The sequence below is a fragment of the Candidatus Terasakiella magnetica genome (assembly GCF_900093605.1).
GTDB classification, from domain to species: Bacteria; Pseudomonadota; Alphaproteobacteria; order Rhodospirillales; family Terasakiellaceae; genus Terasakiella; species Terasakiella magnetica.
Genome location: NZ_FLYE01000015.1, coordinates 1 through 12,694, shown reverse-complemented (window position 1 = coordinate 12,694; position 12,694 = coordinate 1). Strand labels below are relative to the sequence as shown.

The following is a 12,694-nucleotide window of genomic DNA, read 5'->3' as shown; positions in this document are numbered from 1 at the left end:
GCTGCAAAGACCAATCCTGGCTGCTTGAACTCACACGACTGTAACCAAATACTCTGCTCACCACATCACCTCATTCCAAAATATGTTTCCAAAAAGAAAATATCACCAAGACTTTTTGGACTAACTTAATGGACATAATATCATGGCCAAACCCAGTCTGGCCAATGGTTTCCAATAACTGTTCATTTTTTGGACTAATGATTTAGCTAAATACTTCTAGGAGGATTTTATGATGAATCTATATGACCAATACAAAGACCCAGCCACAGAACTCAAGAAGATGATACTGGTGAAAAAAGCTAAAGAGCTACATGCGTTTGTTCAAGCAAACCCAGAGATTGGGAAAATCCATTTGGATTTCACGGACAAGAAAGACAAAGCTCCAATCAAGCTGGAGACTAATATTCTCTTATAAAGGTAATTATAGTCACCCTGTTTTGGACCCGATGTCAGAGTATTTGTATCAGGCATCTGAGGGAGGAGACTCTAATTGTTATATAAAGGTATTTTAAGTCTCCTCTTTGGGAACGGGTTATTCTTCTTCATCGAAAGTGCCTCTACTGGCTTGTGTTCTAAGCGTACCTGCATTCCATTCTTTGACTTCACCAGATAGGTTTGGGACTTTACCCTCTGTAAGTCTTGCGGCAACATAATCCCACGTTGGTATTAACTCAGTTTCTGCAAGATACTGGTTTTGGATTTCCAATACTTTTTCTTTTAATGCTTTCTTTCTCGTGTTTCTGTTTTGTTTTGCAACCTCTCGCCCTTTACTTTGAACACTTGAAGCAATCCCTTTATGTCTTCCTTCTTTAACTGCTTTACGTACACCAACTGATATTTTTTTATTTATAGGGTTTCGAATACGTTCATGCCGTGCTCGATCAGCCCTGTCTATCCTTTGGTCTTTGTGCCATTTGAAATGTGAAATCAAAGCTCCTAGAACATGGTCTAATTGGTTCCCCCCACCTTTAATGGGATTAATTTCGCCCGTTAAAGACGTTACTTTATTAGTTTCATCATCATACTCGAGCTTTTCAAAATACTGTTTGTGTTGCCTTTTATATTTTTCAATTTTTTACCTGCTTCAGGTCGTACCCATGTTGATCCTTGCGTCATTAAATATTTGGGCAAAGGTAAGCAGACAACACGATATTGCTCTCCATTTCTTTTTATCGCTTCTGCTTTTCGTGCTTCATCAATGTATGCATTTAAGAAAGCAATACTGCTGTCATATACGCCTTCATCAGTATTGTTGGATTTCTCATAAGCATACTCCCGAAGCTCATAGTCTTTAGAGATATACCTATCGCTCACCATTGCATCAATCGTCTTGTGAACACGTTCCTTTTGGATTGCTAATGTTCGGCTTTGGCAAATAGCATCCTCAATTTTCATCTTTGAAGATGGTGAGATTATTATGCGTTCACGTTTCTGATTTGGGGTCGCTTCATTTTTTTCCAAACGAAGATCAGTTTTCTGCTTATCAGTTAAAGTTTCCCATTTGTGCTTGTTCAAATGAACCCAGTCCAAAACTTCAGGATGAACACCTTCGTCTCTACCAGTTAAATAAAATGCATAAAAAATGGTTTTCATAATACTCGATGACCTAAAGCAACTTCTAAACTGTAACGCAGTATTTTTGGCAGTTTCTCAACAAAAACGAAAAGAAACAAGGAGTTATTGCTGGGGTGTCTTCCAAAGGCCACCTCGTTTCATGAGACAACATAAGGGTCAACGCGGCGAACAACCGCACCGAAACAAACCAACCCAAAAGGACCTTTATTATGACTTATTTTGTTAAAGAAAACCACGCATCTACTACCGCAAGCATTTCCACCGCCGCACTTTCTATCAAACTCCAAGATGCCAAAGAGGCAATGATTGGGATGAACAACGCGGTTATTGCAATCATCAACGGTCAACACGCCGTAAGCCACGATGCGATGACTAAAGCTTATGACTTTGTTGTCGATTGCCTTAATGACGAATATGCCGCCAACGACCTTGATGGATATATGGATATCAAAGTTGGTGCCAACTCCGTAGCAGCTATCGGGCATTCCAATATTTGTTGGAACAAACCGAACTTGAAACGTCTAAAGGTGACAACAACGCCTTGGATAGTAATGCCGCAAAGAACCGCCGTTCAATCTGGGTCAAAGTTTTCCAAGATGCTTATGAAAAAGGCGTCTCGGTCAAAGATTTCACAGCGATGCTCATTGCCAACAACGGTGTTCGCCCTTGGTACAACGCCATCCTTAGTGCCAAAAAAATCGAGGATATGAAAGGCAAAGCTATCAATGACAATGATGGCGACAACAATGACGATGACGACGGTGTGAACCCCAAGCCTAAAGCACCGACGGCGCAAGACTTGGTGGACAACGCATCCCGTGTAGCACTTGTTGCCATTGACCCTAGCGTCTTTGCAGCATCGCCAAAAGCACAAGCCATCTTGCAAAAAATGGATGGGTACCTGTTCGTATCCGATGCGGACTCTAAAGATTGCATCGATTTCTTGGCGGCAAATGACTCACGTATCTCGTGAGTCAGCCTACCCAATTTTTATCTTTCAACGCATTTATTCATAGGAGATTTTATCATGCGTAACATTACATTCAACGACTCAAACCTCAAAGCCAACATCCCTGCCAACCTCAATGATAAAGACCTTGGTTTTTATAAATGGGTAGGAGGCAAAAAGACAAAAATCAATGATATCGCCCGTTTTGTCCCTACAAATATTAGTCACGTGATTGAGCCATTTGCGGGTGGTATGGCATTGTCAATCAACATTGCACGGCGTGGACTTGTTGACCCTAACAACTTTTATCTTGGGGATAATAACGATGAACTCATCAACTTCCTTGATTGCTTACGCATCCAAACCGAGGAGTTGGTAATACGTCTCTTGGATATCAATGCTAAGTATGGACTTGGTTGCCGGGAATTGTTCAAAAAAGCTGTTGATACTTTGAACGGGCAAGGGGCCGATATGGATAAAGCTATTGCATTTTATGTCTACAACCAACTGACTACATCATACAAACTAAGTGACGGTGATTATAAATATAACAATTTTGCACCAAGCTTGATTAATAATAATGATGGTCTTAAGCGTCACAACATCTTGAAACTACCCCTTTATGCTGACTTGATCCATCCGATGGACATTAAATGCCGTGATTATCGTGACACAATGGCCTTTGCTGGTGGCCTTGGGCTTGATGCCTTTATGTTGGTCGATTCACCATACCTTGATACTGAAAAAGCTAGTTATGGCGAACGTTGTGAAACGTTTGACTTTGACGAACTAGCTAAGTTGGTCCTGTCCTACAAAGACAAATGCAATATTATGGTAACCATTGATGATGACCCATCACACCTTGAACGTTTTGCCGGGCTTAAAATCTATCGCCGCGAGCATTATTACGGCACATCCAAGAAACTCAAAGGCGAGTGGTTGATGACAAACTATGATGTGCCTTGTGAGGAATATCTTTGTTCTTTGAACGGGTTTGAATTGGAACAAGCCGCATGATGGATAGCAATAATGATGTCGAGTTGGTGGGATTGAATCCCCACTGACCCGACATTTTTGCTTATACAAAGGTGACTATTATTCTCTTATAAAGGTATTTTTAGTCTCCCATCTGAGAACGGGTTATGTGGGACATGGCCAACTTGGTCAGGTGTTGCTCTGCCNTATGTTGGTCGATTCACCATACCTTGATACTGAAAAAGCTAGTTATGGCGAACGTTGTGAAACGTTTGACTTTGACGAACTAGCTAAGTTGGTCCTGTCCTACAAAGACAAATGCAATATTATGGTAACCATTGATGATGACCCATCACACCTTGAACGTTTTGCCGGGCTTAAAATCTATCGCCGCGAGCATTATTACGGCACATCCAAGAAACTCAAAGGCGAGTGGTTGATGACAAACTATGATGTGCCTTGTGAGGAATATCTTTGTTCTTTGAACGGGTTTGAATTGGAACAAGCCGCATGATGGATAGCAATAATGATGTCGAGTTGGTGGGATTGAATCCCCACTGACCCGACATTTTTGCTTATACAAAGGTGACTATTATTCTCTTATAAAGGTATTTTTAGTCTCCCATCTGAGAACGGGTTATGTGGGACATGGCCAACTTGGTCAGGTGTTGCTCTGCCGCTGAAGGCGAAAGTTCAGTCTCCAGCTTATTACTCTGAATATCATCTTGGCTGTACATCAAACCAATTAAGGCGGATTTAGCAGCGGATTTCTTTTTGTGCGCATCTTTCATCAGACGAATGCGTTTCAAACTTTTTAATGTCAGTTTGGGCTTGTCACCTGAGAACCTAATTCTCTTTTGCTCTGGATCATAATGAACTGAACCATCTGATGTAGCTGGTTGACCTATTATTTCATAAAGTTTCATATTTTGTTTTGAACTTAACTTATTTGAAAATGCGTCGCATTAACAGAGATGCTAAATGAAGTTCTGAACCTCCTTGCTATGTGTGTTTGGCTGTCTCTGAAGCGACTTCATCAAAATATATTCAGACAATCTCTTTGAATATCGTTTTGCTTCGTCTGACAATGGATTCTTATTCTTAACCATCTCCACACCGTCAGCTATTTGCACCAGCCGTGCAGCCAACGTGTTCATGGCTTCAATACTTGTCTCGTGGTCTGAGGCTTTGACCATGCTGTAATATCGTGGCGATTTCCTCAAAAACCTACTACTAAAATCCTCTTGAGATTGAACGATTTGATGCTTGCGTAAAAAATCATAGACCTCGTTTATTGTTATCATCTGTTGCTTCCCCTTAGCTTTGTTTCTCCTCTTATTTATCAAGCTGCGCTATATTTTTAGTATATTTTATGCAGCCCAAGTCCCGTATTTGCCTGATGCTAAATCTTGCTTGATCTTGCTGTAACGTTTCTTTTGGTGGTTATCGTAATCACACTCAATCATGTACTGCTCAAGGTCATGGGTTGGTATGCGGCCTCTAAAGTGAATTTGCCACATAGCATGGAAGAAGGCATTGTGTCGGTTGTCTCCGTCAGGGATCGCCCTGTAGGCGTTCATAGCCTCCTCAATAACCTCTTGTTGGTTACAAGGCTCGTTGTCGTTAGCTGTTTCCTTAGCCATCTTCCTAAATTCCTCAGATTCAATCCTTTGAAACAGTGGTTCAGGTGACGGCTGTGGCAGGATGCTGTTCTCAACCCAGAACGTTGGTTCAAGGGTTTGTCTTGGTACTTCGTTATAATCCTTGAAAAAAGACCAATCTGGATTATTAGTACAAGCACATGGTAAGTAGAACATGCTTGTAGGTGTCACCTTTGATAAATCAATCCCATGTATTGGGTTAGGCGTTAATCCACGCTGCTTCTGTTTAGCGGCTTGCTTACCGCTGACATAAAAGCGTGGCTTTCTCCCCTCACGTTTGGCATCAAGGTGTTCTTGATCTGGTGCCGATTGTTCAACCAAATGGATGATCGTCTGCACAATCTCCTTGTAGCTGTCCATCGACATAAACTTGGTGGTTGGGATGAATACCCTGTAATTACCGTCACTCCATGAATTGAATGTGACCATCCTTGTGTCAGGCAATATTTCTGCAAGTTCTTTGGGTGGTAACTCACCACCATCAAGGTCCAACCATATCCCCCAAGCCTTGACGAAATTCTCTAACCCCCGATTGGTATCTGGGGATGCTGTTTCGTCAAACTCAGTTGTGCTGATCAACAGGTTGGCGTGTTTGTCATGTAGCTTTCGTTTTGAAATATCTTCAAGCAGGTTGATGAATTCATCAACCTGACCAACATCGATATCAATAAGGTCTTCGGCTGATGATTTATATATACTTTCAAACAATGGGACCGCGATCTTACGCGTAGCTTCATTGGGCTTGAGCAAGCTGCTGTCATACTTTGCTCTCAGATCCCCAGCTTTTTTGCTCTGTGGACCAGCTTTTAACAAAGTTACCTGAACATCAATTGGGTCAACGTGTTCGCCGTTCACAATTTTATCTTCAAGCTGCTTTAACTTTTTAGTTCTGAGCTTGTTCTCTTTAGTAATGTCGGCGCGAGACTTGGTGCTTGATTTCGTTGGTCTGCCAGGTCGACGCTTCTCAATCGCTTTGGCACCAGTGATGATGTCCGACACTTCAGCCCCAGTGAATAAATCCTGTAAAAATAGTGCGGCGGGTTCATCACCAACAATGATCTTAACTTTCTCCGTTGCAGTTGGGTTTCTTAAGCTCGTTCGCATAATCGCTTGATAACAAGATTGGAAATACATGCTTTCCGTCACCGAATCACCATCTACACCCATCATCTCTAAAAACTTGAAATGTGTTGGTGTTGTATTCAAAGCACTCAAGACAACGGCTTGGTGAAGATGTTGGTATTCATTCAATCCATAAGGTGAATTGGGTAATTGTTCGCCGTTGTGCTTTGTTAAATCGGCGCGTACCCGATCCTCACGGTCTTTGTTGACCATATAAACAAAGCCTGTGTCATCAAACTCTGACTTAATCGCGGTTACAAGTAACTCCAGCGTGGTCAATTTAGCATCGCCGACTTCGTGTAAGCTGTCGCGTAGGTGTTTGCTCCATCTGTCTTTCAACAGGTATCGGATTTGAACCCTATCACCACAATCGTGCTTGTCATACCTTAAACCCTTGGTGATTTCTTCATGGGGTTCAAACTTGGCATCCCAAAGATAATACATCAGGCTGTCCTTCAAACATGCGCCCATGACCGTGATGGTCTTGAATTGATCTACATGCTTTGAATGATTACCGTCATCATCTAGGTATTCTTTTGCTTCCTGACTACCGAATATTGAAGGTCTCAAGATACTGAAGAACTGAAGCCCATAGGTGCCTCTGACACTGTCGCCGTTTAGCAATCGTTGATAGTTGCTGTCCAAACTATAAACATCATAATGACGGCTAATGATTTCTTTGGCGGTATCCGAGAACAAGCTGGCCACCTCATCCATATTCTTATTCTCAGCGTATGCCTTTAGCTTATGCCGAGAGTCCTCAGTGGCTTCAACAATACTGTGAGCCGCTGTAGCCTTCTTCAAGGTAAGGTGATTTGTAATCATCCTATGATGGTCTGGAACGTTTATCTGGTGGGCAGTTGAAGCAACTGGGATTTCATCCAGTATGCAGTGCCACATCCATCTCTTGGACCAGAACGGTATTTCAAGGAATGCCGCTTCGGTTATGAATAGGATATACCTGACTTGGTATCAATATTGTCCAAGTAGCCCATGATTGCCGATTTAACGGACTTGTTGGGAGTGCCGTCTTGATTGTTACCCAAGTGGTCTTGGTCAATCCGTAGTGCAGGAACCTTTGATTTTAGGCTCGACTGCGCGTCCTTTAAGCTATTCCATGCTTCTTCTATAAGGGCTTTGGACTTGAATACAATCACGGTGTTCTCGCGATTGTAGTGGGCTTTCTTAGCCGCCCATCTAATGGCTTGGTAGGTCTTTCCGCTACCTGCTAAAGCATCAACTATTTTTATTTCATACATTATACACTCCATGATTGAACATAGATGTATTTATACCTCGATACTAAAATATTAGCAAGTTAATAAGGTTTATTTTTTCTTTATAAACAAGCAGTTATTAAGTTGACTGTTTGACGGATAACACGGTAACGTAACACTACCTTGAATGGAATGTGAAGGGAGTTGCTACTAACCCGCATACATACAGGCAATTTGATTAAGGTGTGTGTGCACAATACAGAGACTAAAAAAATGAATGATTGGTATTCAAACTACCTAAAGGGTTTTTATAACCCGGAGAACAATCTTCAAGACATATTTGAAGATATAACTGGTGAAGAAGATTCTATATTCACCACAGACAAGGATGAATTCACCATTTACCTTGATACATGCGGAGGGCCAATTGGCGGCATGGAGTTAAAAGAACTTTCAAATATGGCTGAAGCATACTTCGTGCATGAATATTGGAATGAAGAAGCCGAGCTTTATAAAAAAGGCTGGTTTGAACAAGGGCAGCTAATTTGGACGGATGACTTTGACTGGGGATTAAGAGAAGCAATGATTGCTGCTGTACTAGACCGATACCCGGGCCAGCAGAACTTGATGTGGGTGCCTCAAAAGACCCTTGATGAATTGGATAGCCCAAACGGGTCTTATGTGTCCCATGATGCTGAAGAGCTAATATTTGATGGTTTTGAATTGAGGAACATCAGCAATGAAAGTGTTGTTCTAAGCTTTGAAAGCAAGAAAGAGTTAAATGACTTTACTTGTTACCTTAAACTTAATGATTACAGCTTTTGCCATCAGGCAGATGCTCAATATGCAATTGATTATTTAAATCAAGCTGTTGATGAAGATTGTCAGCCTCCGGTTTTTGTAAGTAAGCTTACGGCCTAATGCTGATGTGTAGGGAGGTCGCCATTGGGCCTCCCTTATTGTCATCTAAACATTTGCTCGAACAAATCTACAGCTAAGAGATGGTCGTATGGTCTGAAAATGCTCCTCAACCAGACATAAATAAGGGGTTTAGAATGTTGAGTTTAACTTCAGAGAATAGCCATAAGCAGCCCTATGAGCAGAAATTAATAAAGGGACCATACATTATAAGAAAAGCACTAAACAAATCAAAACCCAAAAGCGAAAATAGAAACATCGTCACGTCGGGTTTCATCTCCTTGATGTTCAAGTAAGGCTTGATGGATTGCTTCTTTCTGTTGTGTCATTTCCATGCCCTGAACATCAAGCAATAGTTTTTTCAATCGACGCTTTCCAAAGGCACGTCTACGTTCACCACCGATTTGATCATTTAATCCGTCGGAGGTCATATAAAAACGCTTGTTGTTCCCTATAGATATTTCATGTTGTTCATATTGTTGGTCAAAATCGATGCCACGATAGCCAATACCTTTTTTCGTAGGTTTGATAACTGAAACTTCATTATCCTCTACAATGAACAAATCAAACCGAGCACTTGAATAAATCATTTTATCCGTTTGGGTTGGGAAATAACAAACACCAAGCTCCATACCATCATCGGATGCTCCATTGTCTTTATCTTGTCCAAGGTTACTTTGAACCGTTTGGTGCACTTTATTGAGAAAAGCACTGACGTTGCCTTCATCTGTCTCTATCAGTGCTTTATCCATGGCTCCTGTGGTGATCAACGTCATAAATGCACCGGGAACGCCATGCCCTGTACAATCGCCAACACATAAAACAGTCCCTTCACCCCATTTATGGGCCCAGTAAATATCTCCACCAACAACGTCTCTTGGTTCCCAGAAAATGAAATATTCTTTGAAAAGTTTTATAAACAAATCTTGATCTGGAAGGATCGACTTCTGAATGTGGCTGGCATAATTAATGCTGGCCTCAATATGTTTCATCGCATCACTCAGTTCACCCTGAGCTTTCTTGCGTTCTGCGATCTCGTGGCCCATTTTTCGGTTCCAGATAGAGATCACAGCAATAATAATGACAGCCCCACCTATAATCGGTAAACCCCACATCAATATTGTTTCAAAATCGGTACCTATATTGACCCTAACGGCCATCCATTCATTTTGAATGCGTGTTCGCTCTTTTTCATCAATATTGTCGATGGCTTTGTTTAAGAGGGGAATGAGTTCGGGCCAGTCTTTACGCACCCCCATACTGAGATCAATCGTATATTCGGTTGCGGATGCAATTTTGATATTTTCGAGTTTAAGGCGATCTTTTTCATATGTAATGACAGCGAGGTTATCGAAGAAAGCATCAATTTCACCATTCTCCAACGCTTTCAAACCGGTTTCTACGCTTGCAATGGGTTCAATTAAAATGTCTGTATGATTTGTTTGTAAAAGGTGATGCGTATAATACCCTTCAATAACGCCAACCCTTTTACCTTTCAAATCTTTAAGACCACTAATGAACTTGGCTTTTTCCTGTGTTGCCAGAACTGTCGGGAAAGACAGATACGGCTTGGTGAAATTCATGAATTTCTTACGCTCTTCTGAAACCGCAACGCCGGGCAACATATCAACTTCGCTGCCATTTTCTAACGCTTTGATCGCTTCACCCCACGTTAAATGGTGTTGTGGGATCATTTCTAAATCAAGTCTTTTAGAAAGAGCCTGAATGTAGCCTGCTGCTAAGCCGCTATATTGTCCTGAGCCATCCACATACTCAAATGGCGGCCAAGCTGAATCCACACCTAAACGGATTGTGCGATGTTCTGCGATCCAATTTCGTTCTGCATCGTTTAATGCAATATGGTTTGAAGCCGATAGATCAATGCCTGTATGGGTGCTGATAATGCGATTTCTTTCTTTTGGAGAAATCGTAGCAAGCCCTTTATTTAAAATACTTTGTAACAAGGGCAAGTCATTTCGAATACCAAAGCGGAATCTACCTGAAGTACGGTTGTAATATCCAGCCGACTTAATATTCTTTAAAAGGTATTTTTGAATGAGGTAATTACTGACCAATTGATTACCCACATAAGCATCCACTTCTCCCGTAGAGAGCTTTTGGAGGGCTTGCAGTGTGGTTTCTACATAAACCAATTTGAATTCGGGGTAATCTCGGGCAAAGATTTCTGCGAAGGCAAAGCCTTTTTCAACAACGACTGTTTTGCCATTCAATGCTTGAATATCAACAACAGGAGGATGGTCTTTCGATGTGTAAATCGCTGAAAAATACTCTGTAAAGGCCTCAGTGAAAAAGAGGTACTTTTTTCTTTCTGGCGTTTCATTCAAACCGGGAGCAACGTCTATTTCTTTATTTTTGAGTTTATCCGTTAATTCTATCCAGGGCCCGAAAACGGGTGTCGTTTTCAGACCAACCTTTTCAGCCGTTGCTTTAATAAAATCAGCTAAGATACCCTTGTGTTTACCGGCATCATCACGCCATTCAAAGGGCGGCCAATCAGGTGTCGCTGCAATTGATATGACAGGATTTGATTTTATCCAATCGATTTCCTGTTGCGTAAGACCAACGTCTTTATTTTGCCTTGTGAAATAACGATCAGACGGGTTTGAGAACCAACGCGCTTCAATCTGTTCCAATTTTTCAATTGGAATGGAACTTAATCCATCATTCACGACTTTTAATAATGAAGGATTGTCTTTGCGAACACCTGCAAAGACGAGATTTTCAAATAAATTTTCCTGCCTTTTAATTGCACCGTTTAAACCGTATCTTGCAAATCCGGCTTCAATTGTAGGAACCTCTTCAACAATAGCATCAATTTCTCCCCTCATTAGAGAGAGAATGTATTCTGATCGATCATTCTGCTCTTGAAAATGAATGGCTGGATATTTTTCTTTCACAAATTCTGCTTGATAAGTGCCTTGTATAGCTCCAACTGAATGGCCTGATAATTTTTGAAGTGTTGTTTCATCAGCAAAATCGGATTTTGTAAATAGACCCGTTTGGATGGATTGAAACGGGGTGGAAAAAGACAACCACTGCTGCCTGTCTTCTGTTTTGAATAGGCCGAAGTGAATATCGGCTTCACCCGTTCGCAGATTGTTTAGTGTTTCACTCCATGATGATGGTTTGAATTCAATTTTCCGACCAGTAACCTTGGCCCATTCTTTCCAAATATCAATCATCAGACCTTGGGGAGACCCGTCAATTCCAATGGTTGAAAGAGGTGGATAATTACTGTCAATCGCAATGATGGTTGCATCCGCATTTTGCGAACGTTGACCGGTTGCCCATGTTCGTGAAATAAGAAGACGCTCATTGTTGGAAATGGCATTCATGCCATTGTTAATGGTCTCTAAAAGCCTCTTGTCACCTTTAGGCACACCGACATAGAAGTTATTCGAATAAAGCGGATTTAGTTTTTCGTATTTATAATTTGCCAGTAGCCCCGCTTTCCCAAGGTGAAATAAACCCGTGGGTGTATCTGCCGCCATGAGTTTTATTTCACCGGCGTTTAAGGCTGAAATAAGATCAGGATAATCCTCAAATTGAACAACAGAATTAGAACCTATTTTTTCTTGAAGCCAAGAGTCTACAAAGTCATCTTTTAAAACACCTACCCTGTAGGCTTTAAGCTCGGACAAGGTATCAGGAAAAGCGATACTGTTATGGTAGAAAACATGTGAATCTGCTTTTGAAATCGGAACGCCATAATCAACATAGCTATTTCGCTCATCATTGTAGAAAAGCCCCGCATGAGCATCCACTTTATTATGACGTATGCTTTCAAGTGTCTGGTTCCAAGGTGCAGCTTTAAAATTGACAATAATTCCTGTTTTTTGTGACCATAGCCTCCAATAATCAATAATAGGACCGTCAGCCTTGCCATTTGCATTGGTGAACTGGAAAGGGACACAATCAATGCAGTAAGTAACGTTTATTTCTTGTGTGGCATTTGATTGAGCTTGTGAATTGAAAAAGAGAAAACAAAAGACAATGAATAGACCAACTAATGTAAGACCTTTGAATTGAAAGATGTTTTTCTGCATTGTCTGTAACTCCTCGATTAGGAGAATATGTTACTCGAAAGAACTTCAATCATAAAGCTAATGTTAGATGCAAAAGCTAGCTCATTTAGATATTATTTTATACAGAGTAAAATCATCAAAAGAGTTTCCTCTTAGGGTCAAACTCGGACCTTTAAGTCTATTTTTAATGCTGGTCTGCTTCTCTATCAAAAGAAGAAATATTTCTAAACA

The 12,694-nt window shown here is 41.1% G+C and carries 12 protein-coding genes; 4 read left to right on the top strand and 8 right to left on the bottom strand.

The genetic code is table 11. The features are described from left to right. The first annotated feature begins 229 nt into the window (after nt 1-229). Nucleotides 230-415: a hypothetical protein gene (locus MTBPR1_RS08920; RefSeq protein WP_069188681.1), complete on the top strand. Its 186-nt coding sequence runs from the start codon at nt 230-232 to the stop codon at nt 413-415. A gap of 117 nt (nt 416-532) precedes the next feature. Here the strand turns inward: MTBPR1_RS08920 and MTBPR1_RS08915 are convergent, their stop codons facing one another. From MTBPR1_RS08915 to MTBPR1_RS08905, 3 genes are all read right to left on the bottom strand, one after another. Beyond that, nucleotides 533-931 carry a hypothetical protein gene (locus MTBPR1_RS08915; protein WP_069188680.1) on the bottom strand — a complete coding sequence of 133 codons (399 nt, stop codon included), beginning with the start codon at nt 929-931 and terminating at the stop codon, nt 533-535. A gap of 68 nt (nt 932-999) precedes the next feature. Next, nucleotides 1,000-1,593 (bottom strand): hypothetical protein, encoded by a 594-nt coding sequence (locus MTBPR1_RS08910; protein WP_069188679.1) that lies wholly within the window; start codon nt 1,591-1,593, stop codon nt 1,000-1,002. A 119-nt stretch (nt 1,594-1,712) separates the two neighbouring features. Next, on the bottom strand, nt 1,713-2,060 hold the full coding sequence (locus MTBPR1_RS08905; RefSeq protein WP_069188678.1) for a hypothetical protein: 348 nt from the start codon (nt 2,058-2,060) through the stop codon (nt 1,713-1,715). A gap of 8 nt (nt 2,061-2,068) precedes the next feature. On the opposite strand from MTBPR1_RS08905, the gene MTBPR1_RS08900 reads away from it, so the two are divergent. Beyond that, on the top strand, nt 2,069-2,548 hold the full coding sequence (locus tag MTBPR1_RS08900; protein WP_069188677.1) for a hypothetical protein: 480 nt from the start codon (nt 2,069-2,071) through the stop codon (nt 2,546-2,548). A gap of 54 nt (nt 2,549-2,602) precedes the next feature. Further along, nucleotides 2,603-3,541, top strand: coding sequence for a DNA adenine methylase (locus tag MTBPR1_RS08895; RefSeq protein ID WP_069188676.1), 939 nt, complete (start codon nt 2,603-2,605; stop codon nt 3,539-3,541). 572 nt (nt 3,542-4,113) lie between these two features. On the opposite strand, the gene MTBPR1_RS08885 is transcribed toward MTBPR1_RS08895, so the two are convergent. The 4 genes from MTBPR1_RS08885 to MTBPR1_RS08870 form a co-directional block, all read right to left on the bottom strand. Then, the gene (locus tag MTBPR1_RS08885) at nt 4,114-4,425 is read right to left on the bottom strand and encodes a hypothetical protein (RefSeq protein ID WP_069188674.1); all 312 of its coding nucleotides are present in this window, start codon (nt 4,423-4,425) and stop codon (nt 4,114-4,116) included. A gap of 51 nt (nt 4,426-4,476) precedes the next feature. Beyond that, nucleotides 4,477-4,803, bottom strand: a complete 327-nt coding sequence (locus MTBPR1_RS18455) for a DUF6626 family protein (RefSeq protein ID WP_069188673.1) — start codon at nt 4,801-4,803, stop codon at nt 4,477-4,479. A gap of 66 nt (nt 4,804-4,869) precedes the next feature. Then, nucleotides 4,870-6,999 carry a hypothetical protein gene (locus tag MTBPR1_RS08875; RefSeq protein ID WP_126465127.1) on the bottom strand — a complete coding sequence of 710 codons (2,130 nt, stop codon included), beginning with the start codon at nt 6,997-6,999 and terminating at the stop codon, nt 4,870-4,872. A gap of 227 nt (nt 7,000-7,226) precedes the next feature. After that, complete coding sequence (locus MTBPR1_RS08870; RefSeq protein ID WP_069188671.1) at nt 7,227-7,541, bottom strand: hypothetical protein; 315 nt, start codon at nt 7,539-7,541, stop codon at nt 7,227-7,229. Between the two features lie 231 nt (nt 7,542-7,772). On the opposite strand from MTBPR1_RS08870, the gene MTBPR1_RS08865 reads away from it, so the two are divergent. Next, nucleotides 7,773-8,420 (top strand): hypothetical protein, encoded by a 648-nt coding sequence (locus MTBPR1_RS08865; RefSeq protein ID WP_069188670.1) that lies wholly within the window; start codon nt 7,773-7,775, stop codon nt 8,418-8,420. A gap of 227 nt (nt 8,421-8,647) precedes the next feature. Here the strand turns inward: MTBPR1_RS08865 and MTBPR1_RS08860 are convergent, their stop codons facing one another. Continuing rightward, nucleotides 8,648-12,484 (bottom strand): transporter substrate-binding domain-containing protein, encoded by a 3,837-nt coding sequence (locus MTBPR1_RS08860; RefSeq protein WP_069188669.1) that lies wholly within the window; start codon nt 12,482-12,484, stop codon nt 8,648-8,650. Nucleotides 12,485-12,694: the final 210 nt, after the last annotated feature.

Coding starts and splice junctions, on each gene's coding strand:
- MTBPR1_RS08920 (WP_069188681.1), top strand. CDS start 230: ATGATGAATCTATATGACCAATACAAAGACCCAGCCACAGAACTCAAG.
- MTBPR1_RS08910 (WP_069188679.1), bottom strand. CDS start 1,593: ATGAAAACCATTTTTTATGCATTTTATTTAACTGGTAGAGACGAAGGT.
- MTBPR1_RS08905 (WP_069188678.1), bottom strand. CDS start 2,060: ATGCCCGATAGCTGCTACGGAGTTGGCACCAACTTTGATATCCATATA.
- MTBPR1_RS08895 (WP_069188676.1), top strand. CDS start 2,603: ATGCGTAACATTACATTCAACGACTCAAACCTCAAAGCCAACATCCCT.
- MTBPR1_RS08885 (WP_069188674.1), bottom strand. CDS start 4,425: ATGAAACTTTATGAAATAATAGGTCAACCAGCTACATCAGATGGTTCA.
- MTBPR1_RS18455 (WP_069188673.1), bottom strand. CDS start 4,803: ATGATAACAATAAACGAGGTCTATGATTTTTTACGCAAGCATCAAATC.
- MTBPR1_RS08875 (WP_126465127.1), bottom strand. CDS start 6,999: ATGGATGAGGTGGCCAGCTTGTTCTCGGATACCGCCAAAGAAATCATT.
- MTBPR1_RS08870 (WP_069188671.1), bottom strand. CDS start 7,541: ATGTATGAAATAAAAATAGTTGATGCTTTAGCAGGTAGCGGAAAGACC.
- MTBPR1_RS08865 (WP_069188670.1), top strand. CDS start 7,773: ATGAATGATTGGTATTCAAACTACCTAAAGGGTTTTTATAACCCGGAG.
- MTBPR1_RS08860 (WP_069188669.1), bottom strand. CDS start 12,484: ATGCAGAAAAACATCTTTCAATTCAAAGGTCTTACATTAGTTGGTCTA.